This window comes from Devosia sp. FKR38, from assembly GCF_005222805.1.
Classification (GTDB): domain Bacteria; phylum Pseudomonadota; class Alphaproteobacteria; order Rhizobiales; family Devosiaceae; genus Devosia.
This window is the reverse complement of record NZ_STGC01000002.1, coordinates 897938-915058: the sequence shown is the minus strand read 5'-3', so window position 1 is coordinate 915058 and position 17121 is coordinate 897938. Positions and strand designations below refer to the sequence as shown.

Here is a 17121-nt window from a genome sequence, read left to right as displayed (position 1 = left end):
TTTGCTCCCTGCTTCAAGCATGGTTCAGGCAAAAAGGGCAATGGCCTCGGCCAGCAGGACCGCAACCGTGTCACGCGGCACGGCGTCGCCGGGCAGGAGGCGCAGCACGCGGCCTTTCTTGAGCCCCTCGCCCACCAGAAGGCCCGCATCATCCTGCAGTAAGCGCCCATGCTCGAAATAGAGCGACACCCGCTCGGGCTGGGCAAACACCGCGCAGACATGCCCGGCCTGGGCATGGCGGAAATTGACCGAGCGCCAACCGGGCATGACGCGGCCACGTAGCCCGGGATGGCAGGCAATGGCCGCGATCAGCTCGCGGGCCAGGCTGGCGATGGGGGCCGGCATGGGCGCCAGCAGACCGTCCACCGCTGGCCAATCCAGCGCAATCTGCTCCCGCTGCGTCATGAAAAAAGCTCCGCACAGGACATCTGATCTGTGTCCGATGCGGAGCTATGGCATCACGGTGCTGACAGGCCCCGTCAGCAGGCTTGGGCTAGAACTCGTTCCAGTCCGGCGAGACGGCGGCACTGCTGGTGGTCTTGAGCGCCCGGACCGGTTTGGCAGAAGCGGCCGGCTTGATAGCGGCCTTCGGCCGGGCCGGCTGACGGGTGGGCGCGGTGGCGTGGGCCGCCTCGTCACCCAGGACAAACACGTCGACGATCTCGTCGAGCTGGCTGGCCTGGCCCTCGGTCTGCTCGATGGCCGCATTGGTCTCTTCGACCAGCGCCGCATTGTGCTGGGTCATCTCATCCATCTGCCGCACCGCCACGGCAATTTCGCCCAGGGCATCGGACTGCTGGCGATTGGCCGAGGCAATGGTGTCGATCAGCTGCGCGCTTTCCTGCGCGCTGGTCAGAATGTCGAGCAACGTATCGGCGGCCTTGGACACCAGCTGGGTGCCGCTGCGCACTTCAGCCGCGCTGGTCTCGATCAACTGTTTGACCTCGGCCGAGGCATTGGCCGCCGACTGGGCCAGACGGCGGACTTCCACGGCCACCACGGCAAAGCCCTTGCCGGCATCGCCAGCGCGGGCGGCTTCCACCGAAGCATTGAGCGCGAGCAAATTGGTCTGGAAAGCGATGTCGTCGATCAGCCCGATGATGTTGGAGATCTTGGACGATGACGCCTGGATGGCGCCCATGGCGCTATTGGCTTCGCCCATGACAGTGCCGCCCACGGTAGCGTTCTGCGACACGGCCTGGGCCTTGTCGCTGGCGACCCCCGCCATCTTGGCATTCTCCACCACGGTGGAGGACAGCTGTTCGACTGCGGCGGTGGTCTCTTCAATAGTCGCGGCCTGGCGCGTGGTGCGATCGGCCAGATCATTGGCGCCGGCCAGGATTTCACCCGTCGCCGTCCGCAGCGACCGCGACGTCTGGCGCAATTGGCCAACGATGGATGTCAGGCGATCGGCGACCGCATTGGTGTCGCTCTTGATCTGCTCGAATTCTGGCTCGAAATCTTCGGTAATGCGGCTCGTCAGGTCGCCACGGGCGAGATCCTGCAGCACGGCACCGGTCAGATCGACCGCGCGGCTGACCTTCTGCTTAGCCGCCTCATCCGCGGTGCGGGCCTCGGAGGTGAGCTTCTCGAAATAGGCTGAAACGCCGATGTCGATATCGAGCAGCATGGACTTGAGCACGTCCGAGAGCACCAGGCTCATCTGCCGGCTCGCCGCCATCACCTCTTCAGGATCGGGCGCAACCTTCTGGCCAAAGCGCCCGCGCTTGGGCTGGACGGCGGCCTGCATCAGCTCTTCGACCAAGCCCTGCACCAGCGTCTCGGCGATCACGCCATAGCCGCCAATGTGCCAGCGCGGCTCGAGGCCGATCTGGGCATGGCGCAGGCCAACCTTGCCGCTGGCCTCGAAATAGGCATCGTCAAAGGCGCCGGCCCCGATGGCTTTCCAATGGCCGATCTGCTTGCCCTGCGCCCGGTCCATCTGCGGCTTGCCGTCGAAGAAGCGGGCAACAGCCGGTACGGTTCTGATCTTGGCGTAGAATTTGTCCAGCGCGATCGGCAGGTGCTTGTCCAGAGCGCCCTGCACGCTGGACAGCCTTTGGCGGGCAGCGTCGTCGAGGCCGATAAAGTCGAGGCGGTCCTGAAGCTCCGGCTTGTTTTTCATAGTGCGCACCAAATGTTCAATATTGAATCACTTGATCAGCGCTCAAATCCCAGGCGTTTGATGCGGATCAATCCTACGCAATCTTACGCCTCATACTGTTAACCATGGATAAATACCTGTTTGGAAGGAATAATCCATCGCTGCGGCGGAACACAGGGGGCCAATAGCAACACGTCCCGACTTGTTGCTGGCAAGTACCGGGCAGCCAGAACCTGGTGCACCGCTGGGGGTATGGGCGGCAATTAACCAGCCCGCCGCGCCGACGGCAACACCACCGGCCGCGGTGCATCCAAATGCACGCTTTGCCCCTCGCCCAGGGCCCGAATCGTTTCGACCAGATGACCGGCCTGCTGCGACAGGGCCGCCAGGCCGCCAAAGGCCTGGGCAATACTGTCCACGGTTGCCAGTTCAGCCTGGCTGCTGTGCAACAGCGCCTCAAGCACGGCAACATTGTCGCCAATGGCCTGCTGCATGCCCGCCAGCCCCTGGGCCGCCTCGCCAACCAGGCGCGAACCGCCATCGACTTCGGCGACACTGTTCTCGATCATCTGTTTGATATCGGCCGAGGCCGCAGCCGCCGATTGCGCCAGACGGCGCACTTCCACGGCAACCACCGCAAAGCCCTTGCCCGCCTCGCCGGCGCGGGCAGCCTCCACCGAGGCGTTGAGGGCCAGCAAATTGGTCTGAAAGGCAATATCGTCGATCAGCCCGACAATATTGGCGATCTGCGCTGAGGCGGCGCCAATGCGCTGCATGGCCGCCGTCGCCTCGTCCATGACGCGACCGCTGCTCGAAGCGCCCGCAGCAATGGCGTGCGCCTGGGATCTGGCCTGCTCGGCCAGCGCCACACCATCGGCAATGGTCTGCTTGCAACCCGCCAGCGTGCCGCCGGCCTGATCGAGCGCCTGCCCCTGCTGGTCGGCATGTTCGCCCAGCGTCTCGGCCACGGCGGCCAGAGCCTCGGCCTGCTCGGCCTCGGCATGCCGGCGCGTGGCCAGTTCGGCTTCCAGCACCGCCGTTCGGCTGGCCAGGGCGCCCGCGATCTCTGTCAGACCCGCGAGCCCGGGCGCATAGGCCTGGCCCGCTGGGGGCGGAACCAGATCGGACAGGACATCGCCCAGCCCGGCCAGGCCATCATCAAGGGCGGCCACGGCCCGGTTGACCGGCTCGGCCAGCGCCCGCAGATCGGCATCGAGCCGGTCCAGCGACAGCCGCTGACCATAGTCCCCCGCCGCCACGGCGGCCATTATGCCCGCAATCTCATCATGCAGCTGGCTGAGGATCGCGTCGTGCTGCGCACGCTCGGCCTGATTGTCCTGCTCCATGGCCCGCAGGTCGCGCAGCTTGCGCCCCTTGTCGCGCACCGTGGCGACGGCCTCGGCCATAAAGCCCAGCTCGTCGGCCCGCTCCAGCCCCGGCACGCGGGCATCGAGTTCATTGTCGGCAATATCGGCCATGGCATCGGTGAGGCCGATGACCGGGCGCATCACCCGCGCCGCAAACAGCAGCGCCACCAGCGCCGCGCCAACCAGCACAATGCCGCCGGCAATCAGCACGCCCAGGCCCAGGCCGGTCACGGCGGCCGCGGCGACCGCCGGCCGCTCCAGCGCCAGCATAGCCCAGTCATGGCCGGCAAACTGCAGCGGCCGCGCCATGGCGCGATAGGCCTGACCATCGGCAAGGGTGAGATCGCCCACCGCCTGTGGATCGGCCAGCATCGCCGCCACGCCGGCGCTGCCGACAAGGTTTGCCATGGGCTGCACCGTCCCGAGGCCGGCCGCAGCCAGGATTGCCCCGTCGTCGCCGACCAGCAGCACGGCACCATCGTTGCCAAGGGTCTGGGCTCGCCGCGCGGCCTGCTCAAAAAACGCCAGCGGCAAGGCAACGGACGCCACGCCAACGGCCTGCCCCTCGGCAACAACCGGTGTCGCCAGGAACGCCATGGGCGCATCGCCCGCCGCGCCATAGCCGGCGACATCGGCCATTGCGACGCTGCCGGCCGGGGCAGCAATGGCCGACCGCACCAGTGTCCCCAGGGCCGAGCTGGCCCAGGGGCCGGCGCCTGTCGCAAAGCCGGTGCCGAAATCGGCGCGCTTGTCGACCGAATAGACCGCCGTCAGATTGGCGTCGAACAGGGCAATATCAGCATAGCCGCGCCCCAGCCGCTGGGCGCGCAGCGGACCATGCCAATGGGCATGGGCTGTGTCGTAGGCGCCAAGGCTGGTGGAAGCATCGAGTTGGTAGCGCGCATCAGCCGGATTGGGATTGGCAGTGATATAGGCGGCCTGCAGTTGCTCGGCCACATCGCCCTGCTGCGGCAGGGCGGCAGAAAATTCTGTGATGGCCTGGGCGGTGTCACCGCGCGCGGCCAATAGCGTCAGATCGAGCGCGGCACCATCGAGTGCCGCCTGCAGATCAAGAGCAGCGGCATCGGCCGCCGCCGTGAGCCGCTGCTGTGTCTGCTGGCTGGCCTGGCCGAGGCCCAGCACAACACCCACCCCGCCGACCGTGACCACGCTGGCCAAGGCCACGCCCATGATCACCGCAGGCAATTTGAAAGACAGTTTCAGCTGACGCACTTCAACACTTCCCCACACAGCCGGACCGCCGCCTGCACACAGCGGCGTCAGCCAGGACCAGCACCGGCTCCCGGCCTCCTGGCCGCCGGCGCCCCTCCACACTGACCGGTGCCGCTTAAGCCCAGGTTAAGTACAATTGTGGCGGCGCCCACCAATGCGAAAGGGGCGCCGCTAGCGACGCCCCTTCTGGCTGTTTCAATTCGGCTGGAACGACCTAGAACTCGTTCCAGTCCGTCGAGATGGCCGCATTGCCCTGGCTGAGATATTGCGTGGCGGCCTTCTGCTTGCTGGCCGGGGCAGCAACGGGGGCCGGACGCTTGGCCGCGCGGCTCGGCGCGGCATGGGCGACGGGCGCCGCATGGGTGGTGAACACGGCCACGATCTGGTCGAGCTCGCCGGTCTGGCCCTCGGTCTGCTCGATGGCCGCATTGGTTTCTTCCACCAGCGCCGCATTGTGCTGGGTCATCTCGTCCATCTGGCGGACGGCGACATTGACCTCTTCGATGGCCGAAGCCTGCTCGCGGCTCTCGCGGGCAATGCCTTCCATCAGCGCATTGTTCTCGCGGGCCGCCTCGAGCATCTTGCTCAGCCGTCCGGCTGCATCCGACACCAGGCGCGAGCCCATGGTCACTTCATTGGCGGACTGTTCGATCAGCAGCTTGACATCAGCCGAGGCCGAAGCCGCGCTCTGCGCCAGGCGGCGGACTTCCACGGCCACCACGGCAAAGCCCTTGCCGGCATCGCCAGCACGGGCCGCTTCCACCGAGGCATTGAGCGCCAGCAGATTGGTCTGGAAGGCGATGTCATCGATCATGCCGATGATGTTGGAGATCTTGGCCGAGCTGGCCTCGATGGCCGACATGGCCTCATTGGCCTTCTGCATCACCTGGCCGCTCTCTTCAGCGGTGCGGGTGACTTCGCTGGCATTGACGCTGGCGTCGCGGGCGCGTTCGGCATTCTGCAACACCGTGCCGGCCAGCTGTTCCATGGTCGCCGAGGTTTCCTCGATGGTGGCGGCCTGCTTGGTGGTGCGTTCGGAGAGGTCATTGGCGCCAGCAAGGATCTCGCCCGTCGCCGTGCGCAGGGTCTGCGAGGTGGTCTTGAGACGCTCCACCACGTCGGTCAGCCGGTCGGCCACCGCATTGGTATCGGCCTGCAGCTCGCCAAAGGCGCCATGGAACTGGCCCTGCACGCGCTCGGTGAGGTCCGTATTGGCCAGGGCCTTGAGCACGCGGCCGGTTTCACTGAGACCGCCATCGACGGTCTGCACCAGGCTGTTGACACTGCTGGCCAGGCCATTGAGCTCGGGATCGGGGAACTCGGCCTCGACGCGGCGGGTGAAGTCGCCGGCAATGGCGGCATCCACCACCGCGCCGAACGCGCCCTGCAGCTCGCTCATCATGGTGCGGCGCTGCTGCTCGTCGGCGATGATGCGGGCGGCTTCCGCCTCGGTCATCTGGCTGACCTTGAGGCCCTGTTCGCGGAACACGGCCACGGCGCGCACCATATTGCCGATCTCGTCGGTCCGGTTCTCGCCCTCCAGCACGATGTCGAACTCGTTCTTGGCCAGGCGCTGCATATTGGCCGTGAGCTTGGAGACCGGCTGGCTGATGGAGCGGGCGATCAGACCGCCGAGCACCAAAACCACCGCCATCACGGCCAGGGTGATCACACCGCTGGTCAAAGCGGCTTCCCAGAAGATGGCATCGACCTGGGTCAGCAGCACACCCGAAGCCACCGTCCAGCCCCAGGGCTCGAACGCCTTGGCAAAGGTCACCTTGTCCTTGGACAGGCCGTCCTTGTCCTTGAAGGCATAGTCCACGAAGTAGCTGCCCGACGCCTTGGCGCCGTTGATCATCTCTTCCATGTAGCGCTTGCCATTGACGTCGGTGGTGTCGCGGCGGTTGGAGCCCTCTTTTTCGGGCTGATAACCGTGCATGATATTGTTGTAGTCAAAGTCGTCGATGAACAGATACCCGCCATCGCTATACTGCATGTGGCGCAGCGTTTCCTTGGCCGCCTGCTGGGCTGCCTCGGTGGTCAGCGTGCCGGCCTGCGCCTGATCGTAATAGTTCTGCACGATCGAGACGCCGGATTCCACGACCGACTGGAGTTCGGTCCGTTTGAAATCGCCCAGGTTATCGCGCAGCGCGCTCAGCTGGTAGGTCACCACGCCGGCAAAGCCGAGCGCAAAAACCAGCAGCAGGCTATACAGCCGACGTGCGATGGAACCGGTGAAGAGGCGCAACATTCCTGGACTCCTGTCTCGTCAGGGCGACCCGTCCGGTCCGACCCGCCTTGGGCCGCATTCGAGCATCCGGATGTCGTTCTGACGACTATTCAATTGGTGTGGTCGGGCGGCGTTCTGCCGTCCGACGGGTTGGTTGGACACAGCATTCTTTTCGGTGCCCACTTGGAATGAATAATCTAGATAGCGTTAATGCGCCGTGAATTGTGATCGCGGTCGCCACGGAAAAAAGGGCGCCGCAAGCGGCGCCCTGTCAGACAGGTCCGGTTCAGCCGGCGCTGATCTAGAACTCGTTCCAATCCGTCGAAACGGCCGCATTGCCCTGGCTGAGATAGCCGCGCGCCGCCGAAGCCGAGCGCTGCGCCGGGGCTGGCCGAGCGGGTTCGGGCCGGCGGGCGGCCGGCGGAGCCTTGGTGCTGCCGGCAATGGTGAACACATCCACCACGCGATCGAGCTCGCTGGCCTGGGCCTCGGTCTGCTCGATGGCGGCATTGGTCTGTTCGACCAGCGCAGCATTGTGCTGGGTCATTTCGTCAAGCGTCCGCACCGCCACCGACACTTCCTCGATGGCGACGGCCTGGGTGCGGCTGGCGGCGGCGATCTTGTGCATCATGGCCGCATTCTCATCGATCGCGGCCAGCATGCCGACCAATTGCTCGGCGGCGCTGGAGACCAGACGCGTGCCGCCCTGCACTTCCATGGCCGACTGCTCGATCAGCGTCTTGACGTCGGCCGATGCACTGGCCGCCGACTGGGCCAGGCGCCGCACCTCAACCGCCACCACGGCAAAGCCGGCACCGGCATCACCGGCCCGCGCCGCCTCCACCGAGGCATTGAGCGCCAGCAGATTGGTCTGGAAAGCAATGTCGTCGATCAGACCGATGATGCTGGAAATCTTGGCCGAGCTGGCGGTGATCCGCTCCATGGCCGCATTGGCCTCGTTCATCGTCACGCCGCTCTGGGCCGCATTGCCCGACACCGCCTGTGCCTGGCTGCTGGCGGATTCGGCCATTTCGGCATTGCTGGTCACCGTGCCGGCCAGCTGTTCCATGGCCGCCGAGGTCTCCTCGATGGTTGCGGCCTGCTTGGTGGTCCGCTCGGCCAGATCATTGATGCCCGACAGGATCTCGCCCGTCGCTTGCTTGAGCGAGCCGGAAATCTGCTTGGCATTGCTGACCACATCGGTCAGCCGGTCGGTTACGGCATTGGTGTCTTCCGCCAGCCGGGCAAAGGCGCCCTGATAGGTGCCGGTCATGCGCTGCCGCAAATCGGTATCGGCCAGCGCCGCCAGCACATGGCCCGTCTCGGACAGGCCGCGGTCCACCGTCTCGACCAGCTGGTTGACGCTCTGGGCCAGGGCATTGAGCTCGGGATCGGGGAACTGGGCATGCACGCGCTTGGAGAAGTCCCCCGAGATGGCCGCATCCACCACCTCGCCAAAGGCCGCCTGCAGCGTCATCATCATGTCGGTGCGCTCTTCCCGACGCCGCAGCGAGGCCTGCTTTTCTTCGTCGGTCATCTGCACCAGCGCCAGGCCACGCGTGCGGAACACCTCCACCGCACGGGCCATGTCGCCCACTTCATTGCCGCGCCCCAGATAGTCGATCCTGGTGTCATACTGGCCATCGGCCACCTGCTTCATCACCTTGGCCAGGCGCGGCACCGGCGCCATCATGAAGCGCGACAGCAGATAGCCCAGGCCACCCAGCACCACCAGAACGCCGGCGCCCACCATCAGCAGCAGCTGGACCGTTGCCTGGATGCGCGCATCGATCTCGGCGCGGTCGATGCCGACAAAGACAATGCCCACCGGCTTGCCGGCCTGGTCAATGATGGGCTGATAGGCGGTGTAGAACGGGCGACCCACGATATTGGCCGCACCGTAATAGACCTTCCCCTCCATCATCGAGCGATAGGCGGCGCTGTCCTGGCCCAGCTTGGTGCCCACGATGCGCGCGCCGTCGGCCCCCACGATGGTGGTGGTCATGCGCACGAAATCCTGATCGGCCTCGCTCCAGCCAAACAGCGTGGCGGCCTCGCCGGTGACCCGCTTGATGGAATCCACCAATTCGTCATTGCTGAACTGCTTGGGCATGGCCCAGGTCTTGATGGCGTCAATGCTGCCAGTGTCGGACCATTGCACTTCCGCACCCGGCAGGCTGCTTTCCAGAATGGTCGCCGCAGTCTTGAGATTGGTGTCCTGCTGCTTGATCGCATCGCGGCGCGAGGACTCGCTGAGGTTCAGATAGAGCGCCAGCGTCACCACACTGACCGACACAATCACCGCCGAGATCACCAATGCGGCAATCATCGTGGTCAGCTTGATACGACCGGCAAAGGCAGCAATACGACTGGTCATGAATAGACTCCAGGATCATCCGCCAGGCGCAAAAAGCCCGCAGTCACAAAACAGTAACAGCACAAAATTAACCAAGTATTGCCTCTATTTATGCGGCTAAGCCATTGAAATAAAACGAGGTTGATGCCTGACGTCGCCGCTTTTACAGCGATATGGACTGCTTTGACGATCTTCGCGCCGAGCCGGCCTGGCGCGATTGCGCCCCTGGCCAGGGCCCTGCGCCATGGGCCACGAGCAGGCGCCGCAAAACAATAGGGGCGCCCTGCCGGACGCCCCTATTGTCGTGCTGTTCGTTGAGACGAGCCTAGAAAGCCGTCCAGTCATTGTCGAGAGCGGCATTGCCGTGGCGCTTCGGCACCGGTCGGCGCGGCGCCGCAGCCGGTGTCCGCGCCGCGGCCGGCCGCCGGGCCTGTGCTCCGGCCGAACGTCGATCATCGTCCACGGCGAACACATCGACAATCAGGTCGAGCGCGGTTGCCTGGGCCTCGGTCTGCTCGATGGCGGCGTTGATCTCCTCCACCAGCGCCGCATTGTGCTGGGTCATCTCGTCCATGGTGCGCACGGCGATCGACACCTGATCGATGGCGCCCGCCTGGTCGCGGCTATCGCTGGCAATGCCGGTCATCAGCTCGCTCGACGAGCGCGAGGCTTCCAGCACCGCCTCAAGCTTGCTGGCGGCATCGCCCACCAGCGAGGTGCCGCCGCGCACTTCATTGGCGCTCTGCTCGATCAGCTGCTTGACCTCGCTGGAGGCATTGGCAGCCGACTGGGCCAGCCGCCGAACCTCGACGGCCACCACGGCAAAGCCCTTGCCGGCATCGCCGGCACGCGCCGCTTCCACCGAGGCATTCAGTGCCAACAGGTTGGTCTGGAACGCGATGTCATCGATCAGCCCGATGATGTTGGAGATCTTGCCCGAGGACTGCGAAATGCGGCTCATGGCCTGCGTCGCCTGTTCCATCACCAGGCCGCCGTCTTCGGCAGCGCGCATGACGGTGGAGGCCACCGCACTGGCCTTGCCGGCCTGATCGGCATTGCGCATCACCGTGCGCGCCAGCTCTTCCATCGCCGCCGAGGTCTCTTCGATCGTGGCGGCCTGACGCGTGGTGCGCTCGGACAGATCATTGGCGCCGCTCAGGATTTCGCCGGTAGCAGTCTTGAGCGTACCAGAGGTCTCGCGCAACTGACCCACCACTTCGGACAGCTTGTCGGCAACCGCATTGATGTCGGTCTGCAGCGTGGCGAACGCGCCCTCGTAGGCGCCATCCATGCGCTGACGCAGATCGGTATTGGCCAGGGCGGCCAGCACACCACCAATGCCGGTGACGCCGCGGTTGAAATTGGCCACCAGCGCATTGATGCTCCTGGCCAGGCCATTGAGCTCGGGATCGGGGAACTCGGTCTCGACCTGGCGGGTAAAGTCACCAGCCGAAGCGGCATCCACCACCTGGCCGAAGGCCGACTGCAACTGGGTCATCATCTCCTGACGGGCATCGCGATCGGCAATGATACGCGCAGCCTCGGCTTCGGTCATTTCGCTGACGCGCAGCCCATTGGCGCGGAACACGTCCACGGCCCGCGCCATGGCGCCCAGCTCATTGCCCCGGCTGAGATAGGGCACTTCGGTGTCGAACCGGCCTTCGGCAATGGCATCCATGGCCTTGGCGATGCGCGGAATGGGCCGGGTGAGCAGGCGCGTTGCAATTAGGCTGATCGCGCCCAGCACGACCAGCAGCACCAGGCCAAGCAGCGCCGTCGAACCCAGGCTCGCATCAGCGGCCGCCTCGGCAACGGCGGCATCGCTACCCACAAAGAACGCGCCGATCAGCTCGCCCTTGAGACTGCTCATGGGCTGGAACGCGCCGAAAAAGCGCGTGCCCTGCATGGTCACGGTGCCAAAATAGGGCAGGCCCTGCGCCAAAGCGGCCTGTTCGGGCGAGGCCGGATCGAGCGCAAAATCGATGACCCGCTTGCCGTCAGCAGCCTCAAAGCTGGTTGATTTGGCGATGAACTGACCGCTGGCCGGATCAAGCCCGAAGATGGCCGCCGCGCCATGGGTGATACGCGTCACCGAATCGATGGCCGCCGTGTCGTGGAAGAAGGGCAGCGAATAGGCCTGCAGCGCAGCAATACTGCCATCCTCGGCCCAAGTCAGCACCGCGCCGGACAGGCGTTTTTCCAGGATCGTGCCGGCCACCTGCAGATTGGCGACCTGCTGGTTGATCGACTGCTGCACGGCCTGGCGCCGCAGATCGAGATAGCCACTGACCGAATAGGCTGTGATCGTCACCACGATACTGCCCAACACCAGTCCGGCAATAGCCGTCGTCAGCTTGATATTGCCCCAGAAACCCGACTTCGCCTTCATTCCGCGCATTCCCCCCGCTGCCGAACAACCACAATCTTGTATGGTAGCCCCGGGATAGCGCACAGCATCTTAACATCGCGTTGCCGTGGCGCAGTAAACCGCTATCAGACAACAAAACGGGGCCCTGAGGCCCCGTTTTCATCGGCTCTGCAATCACCGGCGCCGGCGGGACTAGAACTCGTTCCAGTCCTGCCCGACAGCCGTATTGCCCTTGCTGAAATAGGACTTTGCCGCGCTGCGGATCTTGTCCTGCAAGCCCCGCGCACCCTCGGCAATGCCCCGCACCGGATTGGACGAACGCGCCACAGGCGCCTCGGCCCGCTGCCCATCCTCGGTGTCGAACACTTCCACAATACGGTCCAGCTCGGAGGCCTGCGTCTCGGTCTGCTCGATGGCCGCGTTGATTTCCTCCACCAGCGCCGCATTGTGCTGGGTCATTTCGTCCATGGTGCGCACAGCCGTGTTGACCTCCTCGATCGAGGCGGCCTGGGCACGGCTTTCGCGGGCAATGCCGCTCATCAGCTCATTGGACGAGCGTGCCGCCGTGAGCATGGATTCCAGCTTGCTGGCCGCGTCGGCCACCAGGCGCGACCCGCCATTGACCTCATGGGCCGATTCCTCGACCAGCAGCTTGACCTCCGACGAGGCCGAAGCGGCAGACTGTGCCAGGCGCCGCACTTCCACGGCGACCACGGCAAAGCCCTTGCCGGCGTCACCAGCGCGGGCCGCTTCCACCGAGGCGTTCAGCGCCAGAAGGTTGGTCTGGAAGGCGATGTCATCGATCATGCCGATGATGTTGGAGATCTTGGACGAGGAGTTCGAAATGCGCTCCATCGCCTTGGTCGCCTGTCCCATCACCACGCCGCCCTCTTCGGCGGTGTGCGACACGCTGGCGGCGGCCTTGCTGGCCTCATTGGCCCGCTCGGCATTGTGCATCACCGTGGCGGCAAGCTGTTCCATGGCCGCCGAGGTCTCCTCGATGGTGGCGGCCTGCTTGGTGGTGCGCTCGGAGAGGTCATTGGCGCCCGAGAGGATTTCGCCGGTCGCCGTCTTGAGCGAGCGCGAGGTCTGCTTGAGCTGGCCGACCACTTCGGTCAGCTTCTCGGCCACCGCATTGGTATCGGTCTTGAGCTTGGCAAAGGCGCCGTCATACTCGCCCATCATGCGCTGCGTCAGATCGGTATTGGCCAGCGCCGCCAGCACCACGCCGGTTTCGCCGACGCCACGATCGACCGTATCGACCAGATGGTTGACCGAACGCGCCAGGCGGTTGAGCTCCTCATCGGGGAATTCGACATCAACACGGCGGCTGAAGTCGCCGGCGATGGCGGCATCGACCACCGTACCGAAAGCCCGCTGCAGATTCTGCATCATATCGGCCCGCTCGGCCTGACGGTTGAGCACCTGGGCCGCCTCGGCCTCGGTCATCTCGGCCACCTTGAGACCGTTTTCCCGGAAGATCTCGACGGCCCGCGCCATGGCGCCGATCTCGTCATGGCGTTCACCGCCGCGCACCGTCACACTCAGATCGCCATCGGCCAGCGCCGCCATGGTATCGGTCAGCCCCGTGATCGGGCGGCTCACCGAGCGCGAGAACAGATAACCGGCCACCGCTGCAATCGCCAGCAGGCCCGCGCCGACCAGCAGCATCATATTGCGCATGGCCACCACCGGCGCCTGCGCCTCGTCCTTGCCGATCACCGTCACCACCGCCCATTGGGTATTGCCCACGGTCAGTGGCTTGGCGGTCAGGATCATGTCCATGCCGCGATAGGCGTTCGAGGTGCCCGAAACGGCCGTGCCGGCCAAAGCAGAGGCCACGTCGGGCGATTCAAACCGGGCGACCAGCGCATCGGCCTCGGCGGTGAAGCGCGAATCCGAGCGCATGAGGAAGTCTGAACCGACCAGGAAGCTCTCACCGGTTTCGCCCAGGCCCTCGGCCTTGCTCATGATGGCATCCACCGATGCCGTCGAGATGGCCACGGCCAGCACGCCCACCAGCTTCTGGCGATTGTCAAACAGCGGCGTGGCCATAAAGCTCTGCGCCGAACCGGCGGCCGCAGCATAGGCGGCAAAATCGGCAAAGGCCACCTGACCGGACTCGGTCATGCCGGCCGCAGCCTGAAAGGCCTGCCCCAGGCCCGTGGCGGCACCGGGACCACCGGCGCCGAAATTGGTCGCGAAATCATCGCGCTTCATCACCGAATAGATCAGATTGCCAGCCGGATCGAGCAGCATCAGATCGGCATAGCCGCGCGCAGTGAGCTGGCGGCGGAACGCCGGATGCACCTTGGAATGGGCAAAATCATAATTGCTGCGCTTGGCGTCGGTCGACGCATCGAGCAGTTCACGCTGGCTCGGATCGGGATTGTTCTTGATATAGGCGTCCTGCAGGGCGACCACCGGATCCTTGGGCGGCTTGGCCGTGCCAAACTGACCCCAGGTGATGTTGAAGTCCCGCATGGTGGTCTGGGTCGATTCGGTCGCCGCCGTGATCGCCAGATCCTTGGAAATGCCATCGAAATAGGCGGCCAGTTCCGACGACGCCTGGGTGGCGATCGTGTCGATCTGGCGTCTGGACAGCTCATCAACCGTTGCCGAACCAATCAGATAGCTGGCAATCCCCACGCCCACGCTCACCAGCAGTGCTGAACCAACCAGTGCCAAAGGCAATTTCTGGGCGATTTTGAAATGCGGCAACAGTCCCATCAAATACTCCAGCTTTCCTATGCAATGCTGCGCCCGTCACGCTCGACGTGATCTTGGCTCTGGCGCGTCGCAATTGCGCCGATGGCAGCAAGACTCCCCCATGCGGGCAAAGCCCGGCTATGCAAACGATACACATGGCGCATTAACCACTTATTACGACGCATTTTTTGCGCCGCCGGTCCGGTCTGGCGGGGGAATTTGCCGCCCAAAACGCCGAACCCCTCCCAGCGCGCGGGCTGGAAGGGGTTCGAAAAATTCAGGTCGAAAAGGCGGGCGGGCGACTAGCTCAGCTAAGCTTAGCTTAGCTCAGCGCGCCGATCACCGCCTCGATGCGCTTCTTCATGGTCGAAGCGTCATAGGGCTTGACGATGTAGTTGTTCACGCCAAAGGAAATGGCTTCCTTGACCTGCTCCTTGTCGGAACGGCCGGTGGCCATGATGAAGGGCATGGCCTGGGTGCGCGGATGCTTGCGGATCACCTTGAGCAGCGTCAACCCGTCGATATCTTCCATGTTCCAGTCGGAAATGATCAGGTCCACATTGGACTTTTCCAGCTTGCCCAGGGCATCCCGACCGCTCTTGGCTTCAATGATGTCCTTAAAGCCCAGTTGGGTAAGAATATACTTGCAGATACCGCGCATGGACTGCTGGTCGTCAACGACAAGAACACTGACAGCGCTGGCTTTAGGCATGGTCTTGATCACCTTCTTGGTGCGCGGGGCAACCACCCCGTGCATTCGGACAAACACTAAGCAACAAGCGTTACAAATGTCTCAATTGGTACCGCCACATTGCATATGAGCGGCCTTAGGCCGCTGATTTGATGCGCACCAACGCATTGGCCAGACGCGCCGCAATGGCCTCGACGGGCGCCTGCTCCACCACCGCGCCTTCCTCGAAGGCGACACGCGGCATGCCATAGACCAGCGCCGAACGCTGGCTCTGGCCGACCGTATAGGCGCCGGCGTCGCGCATCAGTTTCAGCCCCCGGGCGCCGTCGCGGCCCATGCCGGTGAGAATGGCGCCCACAGCCATGGGACCAACCGCCTTGGCGACCGATTCAAACAGCACATCCACGCTCGGGCGATGGCCCGAAGCCAGGTCGTCATGCGTCAGGCGGCACTTGAGCATGCCTGACGAGCGCTCGACGCGCAGGTGGAAATCGCCCTTGGCCACATAGGCATGGCCGGGCTGCAGCTGCATGCGGTCTTCCGCTTCCACAACCTTGAGTGCGCACAGTTCGTCGAGGCGCGCTGCAAAACGGGCGGTGAAGCCGGCGGGCATGTGCTGGGCGATGACCACGGGCGGGCAATCGGCGGGCAGCTGGGTCAGCACGGCGCGAATGGCTTCGACGCCACCGGTCGAGGCGCCGATGGCAATCAACGCCCCATTGGGGGCAGCGGCCGTCTTGATGGCGACCTGGGGCACGCTGACCTTGTCGGCAGCCCGTCCCCGCACGTCCGACTTGGCCGCGGCGCGGATCTTGTCGCGCAGGCCGGCGCCGAAATTGTCGAGGCCCCCCTGCAGGTCCGCACTGGGCTTGGCCACGAAGTCGACGGCGCCCAGTTCGAGCGCCAGCAGCGTCTCGCTGGCCCCCTTGGTGGTCAGCGTCGACACCATGATCACCGGCGTGGGCCGCAGGCGCATCAGCTTTTCGAGAAACTGCAGCCCGTTCATATTGGGCATTTCGATGTCGAGCGTGACGACATCGGGATTGAGTTGCTTGATCTTCTCGCGCGCGTCGATCGGATCGGTGGCCGTGCCGACCACGACGATATCGCCATCGCGCGTCAATGTGCGCGACAACACTTCGCGGATCAGCGCGGAGTCATCAACTACAAGAACCTTGATACTCATGCCGCTGCTCGATTGTTGGATTTGGGTTTGCACTGGTAGATGGTCTTGCCGACCAGGCGGAAGCCTTCGCCGCCGGACCCCAGGTTCTCGGAATGACCGATGTAGAGAAAGGCGTCGGGCGCCAGGAGCTTGCTGAAGCGTCCAAACACTTCGCCCTGTGTCGGCTTGTCGAAATAGATCGCGACATTGCGACAGAAGATGGCGTCAAACGGCCCCTTCATCGGCCACTGGCCAATCAGGTTCAGCGGCTTGAACGACACCAGCTCGCGCACCGCGTCGGGAATCTTGACCGTGCCGTCGCCCAGCCGCTGGAAGGGCTTGAGGCGTTCCGGCGACAGGCCCGCGGTTTCATTTTCCGGATAGATGCCGCGCGCCGCCTTGGCGATCACGGCCGTGTCGATATCGGTGGCCAGGATCTTGAAGTCCCAGCGCTTGAGCTCGGGGATCGCGCCCAGCAGATCCATGCCGATGGTATAGGGCTCCTGCCCGGTCGAGCAGCCGGCCGACCAGATGCGCAGGCGCGCACCGCGCGGCTTGCTGGCAACCAGACCGGCCACATAATTGCGCAGATGATCGAAATGGTGATCTTCGCGGTAAAAGCGCGTCAGATTGGTGGTCAGGGCATTGACGAAATCCTGCCCGTCCTGTGCCGAACCGCCCCGCTCCAGATGATCGACATAGCTGTCAAAGCTGGACAGCCCCAGGCTGCGCACGACCTTGGACAGACGCGAAACCACCAGGGTTCGCTTGGCATCGCTTAGCGAGATTCCGGCCACCTTGTAGACCCGAGCCTTGATCCGCGAAAACTCGCGCTCGCTAAGGGAGATTTCCCCCTGTTCCATCCGACGTTCCCCAATTGCCCCAGGCGTCCATGCCG

General features: G+C 64.5%; 10 protein-coding genes. All 10 read right to left on the bottom strand.

From position 1 onward, the window contains the following. Positions 1–24: 24 nt before the first annotated feature. Positions 25–405: a DUF1801 domain-containing protein gene (locus E8M79_RS04445; protein ID WP_137150703.1), complete on the bottom strand. Its 381-nt coding sequence runs from the start codon at positions 403–405 to the stop codon at positions 25–27. Positions 406–493: 88 nt separating this feature from the next. Further along, entirely contained in the window at positions 494–2125 is a 1632-nt protein-coding gene (locus tag E8M79_RS04440; protein WP_137150702.1) for a globin-coupled sensor protein, read from the bottom strand. A gap of 242 nt (positions 2126–2367) precedes the next feature. Further along, entirely contained in the window at positions 2368–4704 is a 2337-nt protein-coding gene (locus E8M79_RS18645) for a methyl-accepting chemotaxis protein (RefSeq protein ID WP_137150701.1), read from the bottom strand. Positions 4705–4918: 214 nt separating this feature from the next. Further along, positions 4919–6955: a methyl-accepting chemotaxis protein gene (locus E8M79_RS04430; protein ID WP_137150700.1), complete on the bottom strand. Its 2037-nt coding sequence runs from the start codon at positions 6953–6955 to the stop codon at positions 4919–4921. A gap of 280 nt (positions 6956–7235) precedes the next feature. After that, entirely contained in the window at positions 7236–9311 is a 2076-nt protein-coding gene (locus E8M79_RS04425) for a methyl-accepting chemotaxis protein (protein WP_171015702.1), read from the bottom strand. A 304-nt stretch (positions 9312–9615) separates the two neighbouring features. After that, entirely contained in the window at positions 9616–11679 is a 2064-nt protein-coding gene (locus E8M79_RS04420) for a methyl-accepting chemotaxis protein (protein WP_171015701.1), read from the bottom strand. A 171-nt stretch (positions 11680–11850) separates the two neighbouring features. Continuing rightward, the gene (locus E8M79_RS18320) at positions 11851–14388 is read right to left on the bottom strand and encodes a methyl-accepting chemotaxis protein (RefSeq protein WP_137150698.1); all 2538 of its coding nucleotides are present in this window, start codon (positions 14386–14388) and stop codon (positions 11851–11853) included. 301 nt (positions 14389–14689) lie between these two features. Continuing rightward, complete coding sequence (locus E8M79_RS04410; protein ID WP_137150697.1) at positions 14690–15079, bottom strand: response regulator; 390 nt, start codon at positions 15077–15079, stop codon at positions 14690–14692. A gap of 115 nt (positions 15080–15194) precedes the next feature. Next, positions 15195–16244, bottom strand: a complete 1050-nt coding sequence (locus tag E8M79_RS04405) for a chemotaxis response regulator protein-glutamate methylesterase (protein ID WP_137150696.1) — start codon at positions 16242–16244, stop codon at positions 15195–15197. Continuing rightward, positions 16241–17086: a protein-glutamate O-methyltransferase CheR gene (locus E8M79_RS04400; protein WP_137150695.1), complete on the bottom strand. Its 846-nt coding sequence runs from the start codon at positions 17084–17086 to the stop codon at positions 16241–16243. Before E8M79_RS04400 ends, E8M79_RS04405 begins: the two co-directional genes overlap by 4 nt. Positions 17087–17121 lie beyond the last annotated feature (35 nt).